Raw genomic sequence first — 19,552 nt, forward strand, 5'->3', positions numbered from 1 at the left:
CCATGCACATCGTTGACGGAGCCCTGTCCAACCCGGTGGTGATCGGCGGCGCGGTGCTGGCCGCAGGCGGCATCGCCAAGGGCCTGCGCTGCCTGCCGATGGAAAAGATCCCCGTCGCCGGCACGCTGTCGGCCACGTTCTTCGTCGCCTCGCTGGTGCATGTGCCGGCCGGCCCCTCGTCGCTGCACCTGATCCTGAACGGACTGGCTGGGCTGGTCCTTGGCTGGGCGGCCTTTCCGGCACTGTTCGTGGGGCTGCTGCTGCAGGCGGTGTTCTTCGGCTTCGGCGGGGTGACGGTGCTGGGGGTCAACACCTTCAACATCGCCATGCCGGCGGTCATCGTCGGCTGCCTGCTGCGGAGCCGGCTCCAATCCGGCACTCCGGAGGCCGCGGCCGTCTGGGGCGCGGTGGGCGGAGGCTTGGCAGTGGCGTTGACGACTTTCTTCGTGGCGCTCGCGCTCGCGCTGACCGGGGAGCAGTTTTACAACGCGGCGAAGCTCGTCTTCCTGACCCACATTCCGGTGATGGCGATCGAGGCCTTCCTGACCGGCAGCGCGATTTACCTGACGCGCAAGGTCAAGCCGGAGCTCTTCGAGGCGGTCGCGGGAGCCGGGTCATGATCCGTGCATTCGTTCTCGCCGTGTCGCTTGCGCTTTTTCCGGTGCCGGGACTGGCGCACAAGGTGGTGATCAGCGTCTTTCCCTCCGGGTCGCAGATCGAGGGCGAGGTCGGGTTCACCAACGGCGGCGCGGGCGCCGGCACGCTGGTGGAGGTCTTCGACGGGGATGGCGGCAAGCTGGGCGAGACGGTGACGGACGACGACGGGTTCTTCCTCTACACGCCGACGGCGCCCGTGGCCCATGTCTTCCGCGCGGATCTGGGCGCAGGCCACGTGGCGAAGACCGAGATGAGCGCAGCGGATGTGGCCGCGATCGTGGGCAAGGCGCCGGCATCGCAGGGCAGCGCGCAGGCTGCGGCCGCCACGCCCGGCGCGGCGGCCACCATCGCCTATGCCGCAGGGCCCGCCACCTCGGTGGCGCCCGGGGTGGATGCCGATGAGATCGCCCGGATCGTGCGGGACGAAATGCGCCCCCTGCGCCAGGAGATCGCCGCCTACAAGGAAAAGAACGACCTGCAGAACATCCTCGGCGGGATCGGCTACATCCTCGGGCTGTCCGGCGTCGCCTTCTACCTTGCGGCGCGGCGCAAGCTGCAGGCGGCCGCATGAGCTCGGTCCTGACGGCGGTGGAAAAGCCGCTTTCCGCCACGGGCGCGAACCGGCAGGTGTCCTGGCTTGGCCGGGTGGACCCGCGGGTCCGGATCGTCTGCGCGGCGGCCTTCGCGGTAACGGTCGTGGCCTGCGACCGCTTCGGGGTGCTGATCGCCGCGCTTTGCCTCGCCGGTGTGCTGATGGCAGGCTCCGGGCTGCCGCCCCGCCGGACGCTGCGCCGGATGGCGGCGATGGACGGGTTCATCCTGTTCATGCTGGCGCTGCTGCCCTTCACGGTGCCGGGCGAGCCCTTTCTGACCATTTGGGGCGTGTCGGCCTCCTGGGAGGGGCTGGCAGAGGCGGCGCGGATCGGGCTGACCGCAAATGCGGTGATCCTGGCGCTGATGGCCCTGGTGGGCTCGATGGAACCTGTCACGCTGGGGCATGCGCTGCACACGCTGCGGGTGCCGGCGACTCTGGTCCATCTGCTGATGTTCACCGTTCGCTACATCGACGTGCTGCGGGAGGAGTACCTGCGGCTGCGGCAGGCGATGAAGGCGCGCGGCTTTCGGCCGTCGACCGGCTGGCACACCTACCGCAGCTTCGGCTACCTCGTGGGGATGATGCTGGTGCGCTCGCTGGAGCGGTCGGAGCGGATTCTGGAGGCCATGAAGTGCCGGGGCTTCACCGGCCGGCTGCCGCTGTTGGAGCGGTGGAGCGTGGGCGCGAGGGACCTCGCCTTTACCGCCGGGTTCGCCGTGGCGCTGGTGGCGCTGATCGCCGGAGAGGTCGCGGATGGCGCTCTTTGACCTGTGGGACATCCACTTCGGCTACCCCGGGCGGGCGCCCGTGCTGACCGGCGCCGACATGACGCTGGAGGCCGGGGAGCGTGTGTGCATCACCGGCCACAACGGCGCCGGGAAGTCGACGCTGCTTCGGATCATGGTCGGGTTGCTGCGGCCCGAGGCGGGCAGCGTGACGGCCTTTGGACAGCCCCGCCGGGCGGAGGCGGATTTTCACGAGGTGCGGCGCCGTGCGGGGCTGGTGTTCCAGGACCCCGACGACCAGCTCTTCTGCCCCACCGTGGCCGAGGACATCGCGTTCGGTCCGCTCAACCTCGGCGCCTCGCGGGAGGAAGCGCTCGGTATCGTGGAGCGCGTTCTCAAACAGCTCGACCTGATGCACCTGCGGGACAGGATCACGCACAAGCTGTCGGGGGGAGAGAAGCGGCTGGTGACGCTCGCCACGGTGCTGGCGATGGAACCCGACGTGCTGCTGCTGGACGAGCCGACCAACGGGCTCGACGAGGCGAACGAAGCGCGGCTGGTCGAGGTGCTGCTGGGACTGCCGCAGGCAATGGTGGTGGTCAGCCACGACCCGCACTTCCGGCGCCGGGTGGGCACGCGGAGCCTGCGCCTGCACGAGGGCCGGCTGACAGACGCCGAGCCCGCCTGCCGGCACGCCGTCACGCCTTAACGACGCCGGGGGCGCTCCCGCGCGCCGTCAGATCATCAAAGATGACCTGTCGGCCCTTGGGCCGGGCCGCGCGCTGACGCGCGCGACCACGATTTTTCGACCGAAAAATCGCACCCCCGGCAGGTGCATCGCAAACCGCATGCCGAGGCGCCTACCGTTGCCGCATCCGGTTCACCAGCTCCGCCCAACCGCCGGGACGCAAGATGCCAGAAAGGAGAAACCCGGTGGCGAACCCTGCGAGTTCGGCGACCCAATCGTTGTTGGCCCCGAAGATCAGCCCGAACAGGAGCTGGATGCCGAGAAGGAAGGCGATCAGGCGGAACGCCTGGAGCTGGTTGCCGCCGTTCTGCCCGAACCCGACCCAGAGGATAAAGGTGTAGGCCCCGATCAATCCGTAGGCCCCGGTGTATCCGCCCAGCAGGGGGTATTGCGTGTCCAGCAAGGTGCCATAGGCCACGGCGCCCACAAGACCGGCACCAAAAAACACCACGACCACGGCGAGTTGCGAGAACGTTTCGCCCACCATCTTGCCGAGCGCGAGGATGAAGACGCAGACCATCACCGCATGGGTGAAGCTGCCGTGCACGAAAAGATAGGTCACAAGGCGCTGTGCCTGGTCGAGCGGCCAGCGGCCGGTTTCCGCCATCCAGCGAAAGATCTCGCCGGAAAAGGCGAACTTCTGGATCGCCGAGATGCGCCAGTCGTCCCCCCCTTGCGTCTGGCCAATGAATCCGGACTTGGCGAGCAGGAACACCACCTCCACCCCGAGGATCGCGAGCACCAGCACGATGACCACCGGAGGCAAGGCATTGAACGGGCTATCGTGGTGCGCGCCGTGGCTGGAGTCCTGTTGCCGATCCTGCATCCCTGCCTCCGGTTGACGCCATTTCCGGTGCATGGTTAAGCGAGCGGAGCCCGTATGACCAGCCGGAGATCCCGCAATGTCCGATACCCCCACCCGTTCCTTCACGCCGCGTGCCTTTTCGGGGATCAAGCCCTCGGGCGGGCTGACGCTGGGCAATTACCTCGGTGCGATCAAGCGGTTCGTCGACTGGCAGGAAGCGGGCACGCACGAGACTATCTACTGCGTGGTGGACCTGCATGCGATCACCGTCTGGCAGGACCCGGACATGCTCCATGCGGCGACACGGGAGGTGGCGGCCGGGTACCTTGCCAGCGGCATTGATCCGGTGAAGTCGATCCTGTTCAACCAGAGTCAGGTGCCGGCCCACGTGGAGTTGTCCTGGATCTTCAGCTGTGTTGCGCGGATGGGCTGGATGAACCGCATGACCCAGTGGAAGGAAAAGGCAGGCAAAAACGCCGAAAAGGAGAGCCTCGGCCTCTTCGCCTATCCGGCGCTGATGGCGGCCGACATCCTTCTGTACCACGCCACGCATGTGCCCGTTGGCGAGGATCAGAAGCAGCACGTGGAACTCACCCGCGATATCGCGCAGAAGTTCAACCACGATTACAAGGTCGATTTCTTCCCCGAGACGCTGCCGGTGATCGAGGGGCCGGCGACGCGGGTGATGAACCTGCGCGACGGGACGAAGAAGATGTCCAAGTCCGGCGAGAGCGACATGGAACGCATCAACATGACGGACGATGCGGACACGATCGCGAAGAAATTCAAGAAGGCCAAGACGGACCCGGCGCCGCTGCCGGAGACGATGGAGGGGCTGAAGGACCGCCCCGAGGCGCGGAACCTCGTCGATATCTACGCCGGGCTGGCGGGCCTGTCGGACGAGCAGGTGATCGCGGAATATGCCGGGGCGGGCTGGGGACGGTTCAAGCCGGCGCTGGCCGATCTGGCGGTGGCGAAGCTGGGGCCGATCTCGGCGGAGATGGCGCGGCTGATGGCCGACCCGGCGGAAATCGACCGCATCCTGGCGCACGGCGCCGAGCAGGCCCGCGCGGTTGCGGACCCGATTCTCACGCGCACCAAGGAGATCGTGGGCTTCGTCCAGTCCTGACTGGTCTGGCCCGAAACCGGAGCCGGGCTGAACCGCGGCTCCTGGATTTCCGGGCCGGATCGCAGAGGCGAACTTTTCGGCCGGTCGACCCGGTCGCAGACCCCATCGCCCCTTGCCGGCGCGGACGACCCTAGCGGGCGTGCTGCAGTTCGTCGTTGAGAAGCCGCATCACTTCGGCGCGCGGCACGTCTGAGGAGAGAAAGGCGCGGCCGATGCCGCGCATCAGCACGTAGCGCATCTGCCCGGCGACGACCTTCTTGTCCTGACTCATCAGGTCCATCAGGCTTTCCGCTGATGGCAGGTCGCCTGGAATGTCCTTCAGCTCCACCTTCATGCCCATGTCGCGCAGATGCGCGCGCACCCGGCTCGGATCTTCCTGGGAGCACAGCCCGAGCCGCGCCGAGAGTTCCACCGCCAGGCCGCAGCCGATGGAGACGCCTTCGCCATGGAGCAGCCGGTCGGAATATCCCGTCGCGGCTTCCAACGCGTGGCCGAATGTGTGCCCGAGGTTCAGCAGTGCCCGCTCGCCGCGTTCGGTCTCGTCGCGGATGACGATGTCCGTCTTCATCTGGCAGGACCACCGCACGGCGGCGATGCGGGCGCAGGTGTCGCCGGCCTTCATCGCCTCCCCGTGCTGTTCCAACCATTCGAAGAACTTCTCGTCTCCGAGCAGGCCGTATTTCATCACCTCGGCATAGCCGGACAGAAAGGCCCGTTCCGGCAGCGTCTCCAGCACGTCCACGTCCGCGAGCACGAGGCAGGGCTGGTGGAAGTTGCCCACCTGGTTCTTCCCGGCGGCCACGTTGATCCCGGTCTTGCCGCCGACGGAACTGTCCACCTGAGCCAGCAGCGTCGTGGGGATCTGGACGAAGCGCACGCCCCGCCGAAGGATCGAAGCCGCGAAGCCGGCAAGGTCGCCCACCACGCCGCCGCCGATGACAACGACGACGTCGTCGCGGCCCATTTTCTGCTCCAGCAGCCATTCGACCGTCTGGATCAGGTGTTGCCAGGACTTCGTCCCCTCGCCCGCTGGAAGCGTCAGCACGTCGCTGTCGATCCCCTCCACCCGCAGCGCCGCTTGCAGGCGTTCCAGGTGCAATCCGGCAACGGTTTCGTCGGAGACAACGGCCACGCGCGGGCGGCTCAGGAATGGCGCGATGCGAAAGCCCGCCTGTTCCAGAATGCCCGAGCCGATATAGATGTCGTAGGCGCGCTCGCGCAGCGGAACGTGAACGATCTCCATCACGTCAGCAATCCTCCAGTACGTCCGGCCGGCTGCGCAGTGCTTTCACCACCTGCTCGACCATCTCGGAGATGGCATACTCGGACCGCGCCTGGACCGCCAGATCGGCCTTGGCATAGATGGGTGCGCGTTCGGCATATATTGCCTCAAGGGTGGCACGCGGATTGGGCGTGCGCAACAGCGGACGGTTTGTCTTGTGCTTCACGCGGTTCCACAGAAGCTCCACATCGGCCTTGAGCAGGATCGAGACGCCGCGTTCGTGGATCATCCGGCGGTTCCGCTCGGCCAGGAAGGCGCCGCCGCCGGTGGACAGAATCGCCGGCCGGCCGTCCAGCAGGCGGGAGATGACCTCGCTTTCGCGATCGCGAAAGAAGGCCTCGCCGTCGCGTTCGAAGATCTCGGCGATGGTCCTGTCGGCGGCCAACTCGATCTCGGCGTCGCTGTCGCGAAAGGGAACGCCGAGCCGTTTCGACAGGCCCGTCCCGATGGCGCTCTTTCCCGCGCCCATCATCCCCACCAGCACCACCGTTTTCTTCAGTCTCGCCGCCACCGGCCTTGCCTTTCTCCGGCGTGGCTCCGCCGGTTGCAAAAAACATGCAACCAATGGCGTGAAATCGCGCCGGATGCCATGTATAAACCTAGGCGAACGCACGGACGAATGCGGAAAATAACGAGAAAGACGGGCAGCGATGCGGCGACTCCTGAAGTTCTTGCTTTACCTCGTGGTGATCGGGGTGATTGCGCTTGTGGGCTACGCTTATCTGGCGGACCTGACACCGACACAGACCCGGGTCAGCGACCCTGTGACCCTGGACGTGGACTGACGCCGATGCGCTTAGCATTGATCACCCGCCTCACCCGGGTGCTGTTGCCGCTTGCGGTCGCGGGAAGCGCTGCCGCGCAGACCGACACGTCGGACGAGCCGATCTCGGCCATCGACTGGCTGTCCCAGAGCCTTGCCACCTCCCGCGCGCTGCCGGAGCCGCAGGCACCCGTCACCAGCGGCATCGTCACCGAACCGATCCTTGTGCAGCCGCTGGATTCCCCTTCCCCCGACGGTGTGGGGCTTCTGCCGCGGACGGTTACCGGGCTACCCGCCGATCTGTGGGGGGAGTCGAAGCTGGAAGACCTCGCCGCGATGATCGCCTCCTTCCCGGCCGAACCCCTGCCCGCGGTGCAGGACCAGTTCATCGAGCTGATGATGGCCGAGCTTGACCCGCCCGTGGGCTCCACGCCGCGGGGGCCGATGCTGCAGGCGCGAATCGACGCGCTGCTCGCCCGTGGCGCGGTGACGGAGGCCGAGGCGCTGCTGGAGCGCGCAAGCTCCGACGAGCCGGAACTCTTCCGCCGCGCCTTCGACGTGGGCCTGCTGACGGGGCGCGAACAGGCGGCGTGCGCGCGGATGCGGGCGGTGCCGGGCATCACGCCCTCCTTCCCGGTTCGGATCTTCTGCCTGGCGCGCACGGGCGACTGGCCCGCTGCCGCGTTGACGCTGGAATCGGCAAAGGCGCTTGGCCAGCTCTCGCCGGAGCAGGACGCGCTCCTGGCGCAGTTCCTCGATCCGGGCCTGTCGGAGATTCTGCCGCCGACGGCTACGCCCTCCCGACCCAGCCCGCTCACGTTCCGTATGCTGGAAGCCATCGGGGCGCCGATGCCCACGGCCTCCCTGCCGTTGGCCTTCGCCCATTCGGACCTGCGCCACACCGCCGGCTGGAAGGCGCGAATCGAATCGGCGGAGCGGCTGGCGCGCGCAGGCGTGCTCGCCCCGCACGTCCTCCTGGCAATCTATGGCGAACGCGAACCGGCTGCCTCCGGCAGCGTCTGGGAGCGGGCGGAGCTCGTCCAGCGCCTTCAGCACGATCTGGACGCTGGAGATGCCGCCGCCGTCTCCGCGAGCCTGCCCCCGGCGTGGGAGGCGATGACCGCGTCGGGCTTGGCCGTGCCCTTCGCAAAGGCGTTCGGCCAGCGGCTCAGTGCACTTGAGTTGGAGGGTCCTGCCGCGGGCCTGGCCCCACGCATCGGCCTGCTGTCGGACGGGTTTGAGGCGGTGGCCGACACGGTCGACCCGACGGACGACCTTGCCTTCGCCGCGTCCATCGCGCGCGGCACGCCGGAAGGCGATCCTCCCGGCCGCCTCGGCGCCGCCATTGCCGAGGGGCTCACCGCCGACGCCCCGACCACCGGCGAGCTTGCCGAGCGGGCGGCCGGCAACCACCTGGGTGAAGCGCTGATCCTGGCCCTCGAAATTCTCGCGGATGGCTCGGAAAGCGACCCGAACGATCTGGCCGAGGCGCTGGCGTTCCTGCGCGGCGTCGGCCTGGAGGACACAGCCCGCCGCGCGGCCTTGCAAATCCTTCTGCTGGACGGTGAGGCATGAACGGCGGCCCTGCGTCAACCGGGCGCTGGATCGCCACGTTCCTGGAGGCGCAGGCGGCCGAACTCGACGCCGCGCAGAACACCCTGCTGGCCTACGGGCGGGACCTGAAGGACTTCGCGGACTGGGTGGACACCCGCAAGCTGTCCTTCGCCGGCGTCTGTCGGGAAGACGTGGAGGCCTACCTTATCCACTGCGATGCGCAGGGCCTGTCACAGGCCACGCGCGCCCGACGGCTCTCGGCCATTCGCCAACTCTACCGCTTCGCCTTTGAGGAAGGGTGGCGGGGCGACAACCCGGCGATCCGGATCAAGGGACCGGGGCGGCGCAAGAGCCTGCCCAAGACACTGGACCTGGCGGAGGTGGACGCCCTGCTCGCCGCGGCCGAAACCACCGGCCGCAGCCCCCGGGACCGGGTGCGGAACACCTGCCTGATGCAGCTTCTCTATGCCACCGGGATGCGCGTGAGCGAGCTCGTCTCCCTGCCCGTCGCGGCAGCGCGGGGGCAGCCGGACATGCTGCTGGTGCGTGGCAAGGGGGGCAAGGAGCGCCTGGTGCCGCTCTCCACCCCCGCCCGGGCAGCGCTTGACGCCTGGCTGGTCGAACGGGATGCCGGCGAGGCGGACGACAGGGCCCGCGGGCGTCCGGCCTCCCGCTACCTCTTCCCGTCCACCGGCACGTTGGGCCACCTGACCCGCCACCGTTTCTACGCCCTGATCAAGGAACTCGCCGTGGCCGGAGGGGTGTCGCCCGCAAAGGTCACGCCGCACACTCTGCGCCACGCCTTCGCAACCCACCTGCTCGCGGGTGGCGCCGACCTGCGGGCGATCCAGACCCTGCTTGGCCACGCCGACATCTCCACAACGGAAATCTACACCCACGTCCTCGACGACCGCCTGAAGGACCTCGTGCTGGAACACCACCCCCTCGCGCGAGACGACTGACGCCGGCGCCGACACCTCGATTGGAGCGACCATGACCCCCAGGACCGGCGGGACCGAAGTGACCGGATGGACCGCCTTGCGGGGCATTGCCGCGCTCTGGGTGGTGCTTTTTCACTATCGGGATCGCTTCACGCCCAGGCTCGACTCGCAGATATTCACGAGCGGCTACCTCGGGGTCGAATTGTTCTTCGTCCTGTCCGGCTCCGTCCTCTACTACGTTTACAGGACAGAGTTCACCTCGGGCAGGTTTGACTACTCTGATTTTCTCATCAAGAGACTTGCTCGCCTCTATCCCGTTCACCTCGTGACGATGGTGGCGGCTGCCGCAATCATATTCGGGCTTCCAATCGTGGGATTTCGGGAGCCGCCGCCCTACGGGCTCGGAGAGGCGCTGGCCGTGGACGGGCTTATGCTGCAATCGTTTCCGATTATTGGCCGCCTGAGCCTGAACTACCCATCCTGGTCGATCTCTGCGGAATTTCTCGCCTATCTCATCTTCCCGCTTTGCCTTGCGGTCGTCTTGCGGACGACATTGATCCGCGCCGCGCTCCTCGCCATCATCCTCTTCTTTGTCTGCGAGGTCCTGGCGACACGGGTCACGGGAAGCGCGTTCGACCTGAACCTCGCGTTGACGAGACTTACCTACAACTATTCCGTACTGAGGGTCGTGCCGGAATTTTTCCTCGGTGTTCTGATGGCAGCCGCCACCCTGAGATATCAGGCCAAACTCGCCCCATATGCGACCCCGGTCATGATCGTCTCCACCATCGGGCTGGTGGCGTCCGCGATGATCGGCAACGACCTGCTGTTCATCCTATGTGTTGGCCCGTTGGTGTCGTCGCTCCTGCTCTTCCAGGGACGTTTTCCGGCCCCTCTCGTATGGCTGGGCCGCATCAGCTACTCCCTCTACATGTCTCATGTGGTGGTAAAGATGGTCCTGATGGGAACGATGGAGAGAGTGGGCGGGTACTCCGATGGGAATATGCCTGTCGCGCTCATGCCGCTGGCCGTGGGCATCGCAATCGGCTGCGCAGCAGTGCTGTATTACGTGGTGGAGAAGCCCGGCCAGAGGGAAACCCTTCGCCGGCTGCGGCTGCTGCGGGCAGATCCGGTCAGGGTGCGCCGGTAGCCGTTCAGCATGCCTCCGGCAGGCGAAGGTCCGACACCCGGAATCCGGCTCAGCCGCCTTCCGGCTGCGTCACGTCATGCCCGTAGAGCCAGCGGAACCGCTCCGGCATGAAGTCGGGGGCGGCGGAGCCCATGGCGCGCAGGCCGAGGTGGGCCAGTCCGCGGATCGGACCGGAGCGCAGGTGGTAGTTGCGGGCGTTCGCCGTGGCGGCGTCGACGATTCGCCGGGTGCGCGGTTTGCGGGCGGCCTCGAACCGGTCGAGCGCCGCGCCCGTGGTATCGCTGCCCACAAGCGTTTCGGCGAGCACCCAGGCATCTTCCAGCGCCATGCAGGCGCCTTGTGCCAGGAACGGCAGGGTCGGATGCGCCGCGTCCCCGATCAGGACGGCGTTGGAGCCGTGCCACTGCGAGGCGACGCCGTGCCGGAACAGGCCCCAGACCATCACCTCGTCCAGGCGCTCCAGCCAGCCGCGCACGGGGCCGCCAAACTCGGCGAAATGCGCGCGCATGATGCTGGGATCGCCGGGATGATTCCAGCCGTCGGCCGTCCATTCCTGCGCTTCCATCACGCCGACGATGTTAAGAACCGTGCCGCTTCGCAGCGGATAGGCCACGAGGTGCCGGCCGCGGCCCATGAAGACCTGCGCTTCCACCGGCACCTGTCCGGGCAGGATGGGCAGCAGGGCGCGCCAGGCCACCTGCCCGGTGAACTGCGGGGACTCGTCTCCTAGAAGGGCGGTTCGCAGACGGGAGTGCAGCCCGTCGGCGGCCACCAGGAAGTCGACGCGCTCCGCATCCCGCCCGTCGATGAACAGAACGGGGCGGACGCCGTTCAGGTGCACGGAGGCGACATGGGTGCCGAGCTCGATCTCCACTCCCACCTCGAGCGCCGCGATCTCCAGCATGCGGATCAGGTCGGCCCGGTGCACAAGGCCGAAGCGGCCGTATTTGCGGAGATCGAGCCGGAGCACCTCCGCCCCGCGTACGTAGTCGCGCAGGACCGCGCCTTCGGATTCCATAGAGATCTGCTCGAACTCCGCGCCCAGCCCGAGCGCCTCGAGCACCACCGCGCCGTTGGGAGAGATCTGCAAGCCCGCACCGACCTCGGTGATCGCGGGGGCCTGTTCCAGCACCCGAACCCGCGCGCCCCGCATCGCCAGGGCGCGTGCCGCAGCGAGCCCCGCGATCCCGGCGCCCAGGATAGTCATTTCCTGTCCGATCAAGTTCATTGCAACTCCTGACGAAAACGCCGGACCCTCTGGCCCGGCGTTACTGGCAAAAGCCGCCGCTTTAGGCAAGCGTGCCGCTGGTGGCGGCGCCTGCGTTAGGCCCGGTCAATCTTCCCGGTGCACTTTCTCGCGCCGCTCGTGACGTTCCTGTGCCTCCAGGCTGAGCGTCGCAATGGGGCGAGCGTCCAGCCGCTTCAGCGAGATCGGCTCGCCGGTGGCCTCGCAGTAGCCGTATTCGCCCTCCTCGAGGCGCCGCAGCGCGGCGTCGATCTTGGCGACAAGCTTGCGCTGCCGGTCCCGCGTGCGAAGTTCCAGCGCCCGATCGGTCTCCTCGCTCGCGCGGTCGGCGACATCGGGAATGTTCCGGGTGCTTTCCTGCAGCCCCTCGATGGTATCGCGGCTGTCGGCCAGCAGATCCTCTTTCCAGGCGGTGAGTTTACGCCGGAAGTATTCCATTTGCCGTTCATTCATGAACGGTTCATCCTCAGCCGGGCGATAGTCGTCTGGCAGAAAGACTTCCTGTTTCATCCCTGCTCCCTCTCGCAACTCATCCCGCTCCCGGTACGCATCGCCGTTGTCCGGCCTTTTCGCATTAACGTATTCAGTCGCAGGCATCTGGTCCCCCATGGCGCGGTGGATACTCCAAGCCGGATGGGTTGTCACGGCCTAAAAGCACGGGCAGGTTAGCGGAATGACGCGAAATCCGGACGCTTTTCAGCGGCCCCGGCAAGGCGTTTAAAACGCAGACCAAATGGCGGAAAAATGCGCATGAAATTCACCGGCACCGAGTCCTATGTGGCGACCGACGATCTGAAGGTTGCGGTGAACGCTGCGGTCACGCTGGAACGCCCGCTGCTGGTCAAGGGCGAACCTGGAACCGGAAAGACCGAACTGGCTCGGCAGGTTGCCTCCGCGCTCGGCCTGCCGATGATCGAGTGGCATATCAAGTCCACCACCCGCGCCCAGCAGGGCCTTTACGAATACGATGCGGTCAGCCGCCTGCGCGACAGCCAGCTCGGCGACGAACGCGTGCACAACGTCGCCAACTACATCAAGCGCGGCAAGCTGTGGGAGGCGTTCGACGCGCCCGGCAAGGTCGTTCTGCTCATCGACGAGATCGACAAGGCCGACATCGAATTCCCGAACGACCTGTTGCAGGAACTCGACCGGATGGAATTCCACGTCTACGAGACGGGCCAGACAGTGAGCGCGCGGCAACGCCCGATCGTCATCATCACCTCCAACAACGAGAAGGAATTGCCGGACGCCTTTCTGCGGCGGTGCTTCTTCCACTACATCCGGTTTCCCGACGTGGAGACGATGAAACAGATCGTCGAGGTGCACTTTCCTGGGATCAAGCAGTCGCTGCTCGCGACCGCGTTGGGGCAGTTCTACGAGTTGCGCGATCAGCAGGGGCTGAAGAAGAAGCCGTCCACCTCGGAAGTGTTGGACTGGCTCAAGCTGCTGCTCGCCGAAGATCTCGATGCGGAGGACCTGCGGCGGGACGGCACGGATGCCCTCCCGAAACTGCACGGTGCGTTGCTGAAGAACGAGCAGGACGTGCACCTGTTCGAGCGTCTGGCGTTCCTGGCGCGCCGCCAACGCTGAACCGGCCGCCCGCTCGCGGGCAAGCGCCGGGAGATCGTGTTCCAACCTGCTGGGGGACTGGCTGGAGGCCACACGAAATGCACGACCACCACGATCTCCCGGCGCACCCGCGAGCGTTTCCGTTTGATGGACGATAGAGCCAGTGTGAACGAAATCAAATTCGGTCTGGCGACAATTATCGGAAATTTTTGAACTGTGCCCGGCCGCCGGCGCCGCGCCCGGCGTGGTCGGCCCGGCCACGAGCCTTGTTGTCCGTGCAACTCCGGTTTTTCGGGGGAGCGGCGGTTTGACCCTTTGTTATCGCCCACAAACGGGTCTAGAGCGGGGTCAAACGCGTTTTGCGTGCCTCCCCGATCCGGAAAGCTCGATGAACAACCTCCGCGGCGCCCTGTTGATGATCGTCTCGATGGGCGGCTTTGCCCTGGAGGACATGTTCATCAAGAAGGTGTCGGAGTCACTGCCCGTCGGCCAGATCCTGCTGTCCGTCGGGCTGGGCGGCACCATCGCCTTCGCCGCCGCCACGTTTTTCCAGCGCCAGAGCCTGTTTCCGCCGGAGATCCTGCAGGGGCCGCTCCTGCTGCGCAACACCTGCGAGATCGTCGGTACGTTCGGTTTCGTCACCGCGCTGGCGCTCACAACCATCTCCTCGGCGAGCGCGATCCTGCAGACGGTGCCACTGCTCGTCACGCTGGGCGCGGCGCTCTTTCTGGGGGAGACGGTGGGCTGGCGGCGCTGGTCGGCCATCATGGTCGGCTTTGTCGGGATGCTGATGGTGATCCGCCCCGGCGCGGACAGCTTCGACCCCAACTCGTTTTTCGCCGTGCTCGGCGCGGTCGGCCTGGCCGCGCGGGACCTTGCCACCCCCCGAATCCCGCCCCGGGTGACGGCGCTGCAAGTCTCGACCTGGGGATTTTTCATGGTCGTCCCGCTAGGGGCCGGCTTGCTGATCCTGTCCGGCGGCGCGCGACCGATGGAAGCAGTCGATGCCGCGCGCCTCGCCGGTGCCGTCATCAGCGGCGTGTGCAGCTACTTCATGCTCACGCTCTCCATGCGCACGGCCTCCCTCTCGGCTATCGCCCCCTTCCGGTATACCCGTTTGCTCTTTGCCCTCGTGATCGCCGCCATCGTCTTCGGCGAGCGGCCGGGCCTGCTTACCCTGTCCGGTGCTGCCCTGATCATCGGGTCCGGACTCTACACCCTTGCGCGGGAACGCGCACTTTTCTCGTCGGCCCGACCAGAGTAAGAGGGCCGCAAGTTTCATGACCGCACGGAAAGGACCGTCGAAATGAGCACAATCATCGACATTCACGGACGCGAAATCCTGGACAGCCGGGGCAACCCGACGGTCGAGGTCGACGTTACCCTCGAAGACGGCACCATGGGCCGCGCCGCCGTTCCCTCGGGCGCCTCCACCGGCGTGCACGAAGCGCACGAGCGGCGTGACGGCGACAAGGGCCGTTTCATGGGCAAAGGCGTGAGCCAGGCCGTCGCCGCCGTCAACGGCGAGATCGCCGAGGCGCTGGTTGGGTTTGACGCCACCGAGCAAGTGGCCATCGACGCCGCGATGATCGAACTGGACGGCACGGAGAACAAGGGCCGCCTGGGCGCCAACGCCATCCTCGGCGTGTCGCTGGCGACCGCGAAGGCCGCTGCCGAATACACCGGTCAGCCGCTTTTCCGCTATGTCGGTGGCACCGCGGCCCGCGTCCTTCCGGTTCCGATGATGAACATCATCAACGGCGGCGAACATGCCGACAACCCGATCGACGTGCAGGAATTCATGATCATGCCCGTCTCGGCGACGTCCATTGCCGAAGCCGTGCGGATGGGTGCGGAGATCTTCCACACCCTCAAGAAAGAGCTGTCGGGCGCCGGCTACGCCACCGGGATCGGCGACGAGGGCGGCTTCGCGCCGGCTCTGAGCTCCACCCGCGACGCGCTTGATTTCGTTCTGAAATCCATCGAGACGGCCGGCTACAAACCGGGCGACGACATCGTCCTGGCGCTCGACGCCGCCTCCACCGAGTACTTCAAGGACGGCAAGTACGAGATGAAGGGCGAAGGCCTGTCGCTGACCGCCGAGGAAAACGTGAAGTACCTTGAGGCGCTCTGCAACGACTACCCGATCTTCTCCATCGAGGACGGCTGCTCGGAAGATGACTGGGAGGGCTGGAAGCTGCTGACCGACACGCTGGGCGACCGGATCCAGCTGGTGGGCGACGACCTCTTCGTCACCAACCCGGCCCGCCTTGCCGAAGGCATCAAGCAAGGTGTCGCCAACTCGCTGCTGGTGAAGGTGAACCAGATCGGCTCCCTGACCGAGACGCTGGCCGCCGTCGACATGGCGCACCGCGCCCGGTACACCAACGTGATGTCGCACCGCTCCGGCGAGACCGAGGACGCGACCATCGCCGACCTCGCCGTTGCCACGAACTGCGGCCAGATCAAGACCGGCTCCATGTCGCGCTCCGACCGTCTGGCGAAGTACAACCAGCTGATCCGCATCGAGGAAATGCTGGGCGAGAGCGCGCTCTTCGCCGGCAAATCGATCCTGAAGTAAGCGGCCCGACCGCGACGACCCTGCCCGCCCGCGTTTCGCGGGCGGGTTGCTTTTTGGGAAGGGGCACGGAAAGGTTCCCGACGATGACCGAAGAAATCACGACGCTTTCCAGCCGCCTTGCCTACCAGAACCGCTGGATGCGGGTCCGGGAGGACGAGATCGCGTTCCCCGACGGGCACCGGGGCCTCTACGGCGTGGTGGAGAAGCCGGAGTTCGCGGTCGTCGTGGCTCAGCATGGCGACGGCCGTATCCAGATGGTCAACCAGTACCGCTATCCGGTGCGGGGGCGCTACTGGGAGTTACCTCTGGGCGCCTGGGAGGGCCAGGAGTCGCCAGACCCTGCGGCGCTCGCCGCCGCCGAGCTGCGGGAGGAGACGGGCTATACTGCGGAGACATGGGAACAGATTACCTACCTGCATCAGGCGCCGGGCTTTTGCAGCCATGGGTTCCACCTGTTCCGTGCGACCGGGCTGGTCCCCGGCCCCGTCGAGCGCGAGGCGGAGGAGCAGGGCATGGTGTCTGACGCGTTTTCCCTCGACGACATCCTTGAGATGATCCGCCGGGGAGAGATCATGGACGCAACCACCCTCGCCGCCCTCGGCTACCTGCGGCTGATCGGATCGCTGTGAGCGCGGGCGTGGGACGGATTTCCCCTGAGCGGGTCATTTCGGAGCTGGGCCTCGCGCCGCACCCGGAAGGCGGATGGTACCGAGAGACCTGGATCGAGGACGGCACCGCCGGTCGTCCCGCCGGTACGGCCATCTATTACCTGCTCGAAGACGGCCAGCGCAGCCACTGGCACACCGTGGATGCGACGGAGATCTGGCACTTCTACGCCGGCGCCCCGCTGGCGCTCCGGATCAGCGCCACCGACACGGGCCCGGCGCAGGAATACATTCTCGGTCCGGAGATCCTTGCGGGCCAGCGGCCGCAACTGATCGTGCCCGCGCACCACTGGCAATCCGCCCACGCGCCGGACGGTTGGGCGCTGGTGGGCTGCACAGTCTCGCCCGGCTTCACGTTCGACGGCTTCACCCTTGCGCCGCCGGTCTTCGAGATTTCGACGGCCTGAGCCGGGCCCGATTTTCGGCCGAGAAATCGCCGCCCCGCTCCTATCGCGCTCCAGGCGGGTAGGAGATCTCTCCCCCACCGACGGCTGCGCCCACCCCGGTCGTGCCGGGAAAGGTCGTTGGCATCCCGCGAGCGACCCGAACAGCGAGGTAGCCGAACGCCTGCGCCTCGAGCATGTCGCCGTCGAGCCCAGCCGCCTCCACCGGGTCCACCGTGCAGCCGAGGCCCTCGCGGATCATCGCCATCATCACCGGGTTCTTGCGTCCGCCGCCGGTGACCAACACGCGTTCCACCGGCGTCGGGAAGTGTTCCGCCCCCCGGACGACCCCAACCGCGGCCGCCGCCGCCAGTGTCGCCGCCGCGTCGGCATCCGACAATTCCGCCACCTCTGTGCTTAACGCCGCGAAATCGTTCCGGTCGAGCGACTTGGGCGGCACGCGGAAGAAATAGCGATGCTCTGCGAACCGCTCCAGGATCTCCGCGGAAACCTCGCCCCGCGCCGCAAGCCTGCCCCCTTCGTCGAACGGCTGACCACACCGCGTCTGCATGAGGTCGTTCAACGGCGCGTTCGCGGGCCCTGTGTCGAAGGCGAGCAGCGCGCCCGGAACCTCTGCCCCCGGCTGACGTGGATCGACCCAGGTCAGGTTCCCAACGCCGCCCAAATTCAGGAACGCAACCGGCGCGCGGGCCTTCATCCATTTCGCCAGTGCGAAGTGGTAGGCCGGGGCCAGCGGTGCCCCCTGCCCGCCCATCCGGACGTCGGCGCTGCGGAAGTCCCAGACCACCGGCACGCCAAGCCCCTCCGCGATCCGGGCCCCGTCGCCCACCTGGTGCGTCCCGCGCGCCTCGGGCTCATGCGCCAGGGTCTGCCCGTGGAATCCGGCCAGCGCCACGTCCGGGAACTGCGCCATCACCTCCAGGTGCGCCACCTCCACCACCGCCGCGGCCTCCGCCACGCCCGGTTCCCCGGGCCAGCGCCCGAGGGCGGACCTCAATACCTCTCGCTCTGCCTCCCAATAGGCCCGGTAGCGGCTCTCGCCAAACTCCCGGATCGTCACGCCGTCCGTCACGATCTCCGCCGCATCCACTCCATCGAGCGACGTCCCCGACATGGTGCCCAGAACACGCACCGCCCCCGTCTTCATCATGGCCTTTCCCTCGGAACGCCCCGCCGCTAGATAAGCAGCACTCGAAAGCCGAGAATGGACCGAACGCGCATGACCTACCACCCGAAATCCGAGTTCATCACCGTGATGATGGAGCGGGGATTCATGGCCGACTGCACTGATCTGCAGGGCCTTGACGACGCCATGGCCGCAGGCGTGGTGCCGGCCTATATCGGCTTCGACGCGACGGCGAAATCACTGCACGTGGGCTCGCTGATCCAGATCATGATGCTGCGCTGGCTGCAGAAGACCGGGCACAAGCCGATCACCCTGATGGGTGGCGGCACGACCAAGGTCGGCGACCCCTCCTTCCGGTCCGAGGAACGCCCGCTGCTGACGCCGGATCAGATCGGCGCGAACATTGCAGGCATCCGAAAGGTCTTCGCCGCGTACATCGACTATGCCGACAGTCCGACCGGCGCGCTGATGATCGACAACGCGGAATGGCTCGACGCGCTCAACTACCTCGATTTCCTGCGCGACATCGGGCGGCACTTCTCCGTCAACCGGATGCTCGCCTTCGAAAGCGTGAAATCGCGGCTGGACCGGGAGCAGTCTCTCAGCTTCCTCGAATTCAACTACATGATCCTGCAGGCCTACGACTTCCTGGAGCTGAACCGGCGCTACGGGTGCCGCCTCCAGATGGGCGGTTCGGACCAGTGGGGCAATATCGTCAACGGCATCGACCTGACGCGCCGGGTGATCGATTCGGAGGTCTTCGGGCTCACCTCGCCGCTACTGACCACCTCGGACGGCAAGAAGATGGGCAAATCCCAGTCCGGCGCGGTCTGGCTCAACGCCGACATGCTGAGCCCCTACGAATTCTGGCAGTTCTGGCGCAACACAACCGACGCCGACGTGGGCCGCTTCCTGAAGCTCTACACGGAACTGCCGCTCGACGAATGCGCCCGGCTGGGCGCGCTGGAAGGCTCGGAGATCAACGAGGCCAAGATCCGGCTGGCGAACGAGGTCACGGCGCTGCTGCACGGACCTGACGCTGCCGCCGCGGCGGAGACCACCGCGCGCGAGGTTTTCGAAAAGGGGGGGGTGGGCGACGACCTGCCCACGCTGGCGCTCACCGCTGAGGAGGTTGGCGAGGGCATCTCCATCGTCCAGCTCATCGTCCGATCCGGCCTGGCCAAGTCCGGAAAGGACGCCAAACGCCTGATCGCCGACAACGGCGCCCGCATCGACGACGCCCCGCTGACCGATGCGGGGCTGATGCTCGACGCGACGGCGCTCGCCTCTCCGGTCAAGCTCTCGGCGGGCAAGAAACGCCACGCATTAGTGACGCTGACCCCCTGAGCCTGCGCTTCGGAGCCGTCCTCGCTTGAGCACGACCGGCCCCGGGCGGGACGGGCGCTCAAGTGCAATCGCGGAGGGTCCGCGGCGCAGCCGTGGAAACCGCTATTGGGCTTGAACGGCCGGACGGACCGGGGCAGGCACGGGCACACGCGAGGACGGATCGGAAGCGCCTGCGCTTGGGTGAGCTCCGAAGCGCCCGCCGCGCGAAGCGCTCAAATGCAACGCGCCGTAAGGCGCACACTCTGATAGCCGGCCCAGGGCGGCA

Annotated in this window: 21 protein-coding genes; 15 read left to right on the top strand and 6 right to left on the bottom strand. The window is 66.9% G+C overall.

Annotated elements, in window-relative coordinates; all coding sequences use genetic code 11:
- Positions 1-2 precede the first annotated feature (2 nt).
- Genes cbiM through BM075_RS13735 form a run of 4 tightly spaced genes read left to right on the top strand, consistent with a single transcriptional unit; the run spans position 3 to position 2,686 of the window.
- Positions 3-620 carry a cobalt transporter CbiM gene (gene cbiM / locus BM075_RS13720; RefSeq protein ID WP_093361266.1) on the top strand — a complete coding sequence of 206 codons (618 nt, stop codon included), beginning with the start codon at positions 3-5 and terminating at the stop codon, positions 618-620.
- Positions 617-1,228, top strand: a complete 612-nt coding sequence (locus BM075_RS13725) for a cobalt ABC transporter permease (RefSeq protein WP_093361267.1) — start codon at positions 617-619, stop codon at positions 1,226-1,228. The genes cbiM and BM075_RS13725 overlap by 4 nt, the downstream gene beginning before the upstream one ends.
- The gene (gene cbiQ, locus BM075_RS13730; protein ID WP_093361268.1) at positions 1,225-2,019 is read left to right on the top strand and encodes a cobalt ECF transporter T component CbiQ; all 795 of its coding nucleotides are present in this window, start codon (positions 1,225-1,227) and stop codon (positions 2,017-2,019) included. The genes BM075_RS13725 and cbiQ overlap by 4 nt, the downstream gene beginning before the upstream one ends.
- On the top strand, positions 2,006-2,686 hold the full coding sequence (locus tag BM075_RS13735) for an energy-coupling factor ABC transporter ATP-binding protein (RefSeq protein WP_093361269.1): 681 nt from the start codon (positions 2,006-2,008) through the stop codon (positions 2,684-2,686). Before cbiQ ends, BM075_RS13735 begins: the two co-directional genes overlap by 14 nt.
- Before the next feature lie 151 nt (positions 2,687-2,837).
- On the opposite strand, the gene BM075_RS13740 is transcribed toward BM075_RS13735, so the two are convergent.
- Positions 2,838-3,551, bottom strand: coding sequence for a rhomboid family intramembrane serine protease (locus BM075_RS13740; protein WP_093361270.1), 714 nt, complete (start codon positions 3,549-3,551; stop codon positions 2,838-2,840).
- A 76-nt stretch (positions 3,552-3,627) separates the two neighbouring features.
- Here BM075_RS13740 and trpS point away from each other — a divergent pair, with 76 nt between their 5' ends.
- Complete coding sequence (trpS, locus tag BM075_RS13745; RefSeq protein ID WP_093361271.1) at positions 3,628-4,659, top strand: tryptophan--tRNA ligase; 1,032 nt, start codon at positions 3,628-3,630, stop codon at positions 4,657-4,659.
- 130 nt (positions 4,660-4,789) lie between these two features.
- Here trpS and aroB read toward each other — a convergent pair whose 3' ends face one another.
- Both aroB and BM075_RS13755 read right to left on the bottom strand, forming a co-directional pair.
- Complete coding sequence (gene aroB / locus BM075_RS13750; protein WP_093361272.1) at positions 4,790-5,905, bottom strand: 3-dehydroquinate synthase; 1,116 nt, start codon at positions 5,903-5,905, stop codon at positions 4,790-4,792.
- A 1-nt stretch (position 5,906) separates the two neighbouring features.
- Positions 5,907-6,491, bottom strand: a complete 585-nt coding sequence (locus tag BM075_RS13755) for a shikimate kinase (protein ID WP_093361273.1) — start codon at positions 6,489-6,491, stop codon at positions 5,907-5,909.
- Positions 6,492-6,591: 100 nt separating this feature from the next.
- Between BM075_RS13755 and BM075_RS25025 the strand changes: the two genes are divergently transcribed.
- Genes BM075_RS25025 through BM075_RS13775 form a run of 4 tightly spaced genes read left to right on the top strand, consistent with a single transcriptional unit; the run spans position 6,592 to position 10,349 of the window.
- Complete coding sequence (locus BM075_RS25025) at positions 6,592-6,726, top strand: hypothetical protein (RefSeq protein WP_093361274.1); 135 nt, start codon at positions 6,592-6,594, stop codon at positions 6,724-6,726.
- 5 nt (positions 6,727-6,731) lie between these two features.
- Positions 6,732-8,279: a hypothetical protein gene (locus tag BM075_RS13765; protein ID WP_143089873.1), complete on the top strand. Its 1,548-nt coding sequence runs from the start codon at positions 6,732-6,734 to the stop codon at positions 8,277-8,279.
- The gene (locus BM075_RS13770) at positions 8,276-9,220 is read left to right on the top strand and encodes a site-specific tyrosine recombinase XerD (protein ID WP_093361276.1); all 945 of its coding nucleotides are present in this window, start codon (positions 8,276-8,278) and stop codon (positions 9,218-9,220) included. Before BM075_RS13765 ends, BM075_RS13770 begins: the two co-directional genes overlap by 4 nt.
- A gap of 31 nt (positions 9,221-9,251) precedes the next feature.
- Positions 9,252-10,349, top strand: a complete 1,098-nt coding sequence (locus BM075_RS13775; RefSeq protein ID WP_093361277.1) for an acyltransferase family protein — start codon at positions 9,252-9,254, stop codon at positions 10,347-10,349.
- Between the two features lie 49 nt (positions 10,350-10,398).
- Here BM075_RS13775 and BM075_RS13780 read toward each other — a convergent pair whose 3' ends face one another.
- Both BM075_RS13780 and dksA read right to left on the bottom strand, forming a co-directional pair.
- Positions 10,399-11,577: an FAD-dependent monooxygenase gene (locus BM075_RS13780; RefSeq protein ID WP_093361278.1), complete on the bottom strand. Its 1,179-nt coding sequence runs from the start codon at positions 11,575-11,577 to the stop codon at positions 10,399-10,401.
- A 105-nt stretch (positions 11,578-11,682) separates the two neighbouring features.
- Positions 11,683-12,105 (bottom strand): RNA polymerase-binding protein DksA, encoded by a 423-nt coding sequence (gene dksA / locus BM075_RS13785; RefSeq protein ID WP_093361279.1) that lies wholly within the window; start codon positions 12,103-12,105, stop codon positions 11,683-11,685.
- A gap of 240 nt (positions 12,106-12,345) precedes the next feature.
- Between dksA and BM075_RS13790 the strand changes: the two genes are divergently transcribed.
- The 5 genes from BM075_RS13790 (at position 12,346) to BM075_RS13810 (ending at position 16,817) form a co-directional block, all read left to right on the top strand.
- Entirely contained in the window at positions 12,346-13,185 is an 840-nt protein-coding gene (locus BM075_RS13790; RefSeq protein WP_093361280.1) for an AAA family ATPase, read from the top strand.
- A 367-nt stretch (positions 13,186-13,552) separates the two neighbouring features.
- Complete coding sequence (locus BM075_RS13795) at positions 13,553-14,428, top strand: DMT family transporter (RefSeq protein ID WP_093361281.1); 876 nt, start codon at positions 13,553-13,555, stop codon at positions 14,426-14,428.
- A gap of 42 nt (positions 14,429-14,470) precedes the next feature.
- Complete coding sequence (gene eno / locus BM075_RS13800) at positions 14,471-15,745, top strand: phosphopyruvate hydratase (protein ID WP_093361282.1); 1,275 nt, start codon at positions 14,471-14,473, stop codon at positions 15,743-15,745.
- Positions 15,746-15,828: 83 nt separating this feature from the next.
- Positions 15,829-16,374: an NUDIX domain-containing protein gene (locus BM075_RS13805; RefSeq protein WP_093361283.1), complete on the top strand. Its 546-nt coding sequence runs from the start codon at positions 15,829-15,831 to the stop codon at positions 16,372-16,374.
- A gap of 17 nt (positions 16,375-16,391) precedes the next feature.
- A complete protein-coding gene (locus tag BM075_RS13810; RefSeq protein ID WP_093361383.1) occupies positions 16,392-16,817 on the top strand; it encodes a cupin domain-containing protein in 426 nt (141 codons plus the stop codon).
- Positions 16,818-16,857: 40 nt separating this feature from the next.
- On the opposite strand, the gene BM075_RS13815 is transcribed toward BM075_RS13810, so the two are convergent.
- A complete protein-coding gene (locus BM075_RS13815; RefSeq protein ID WP_093361284.1) occupies positions 16,858-17,964 on the bottom strand; it encodes an anhydro-N-acetylmuramic acid kinase in 1,107 nt (368 codons plus the stop codon).
- Positions 17,965-18,033: 69 nt separating this feature from the next.
- Here BM075_RS13815 and tyrS point away from each other — a divergent pair, with 69 nt between their 5' ends.
- Entirely contained in the window at positions 18,034-19,287 is a 1,254-nt protein-coding gene (tyrS, locus tag BM075_RS13820; protein WP_093361384.1) for a tyrosine--tRNA ligase, read from the top strand.
- Positions 19,288-19,552: the final 265 nt, after the last annotated feature.

Source organism: Tropicimonas isoalkanivorans (assembly GCF_900112335.1).
GTDB classification, from domain to species: Bacteria; Pseudomonadota; Alphaproteobacteria; order Rhodobacterales; family Rhodobacteraceae; genus Tropicimonas; species Tropicimonas isoalkanivorans.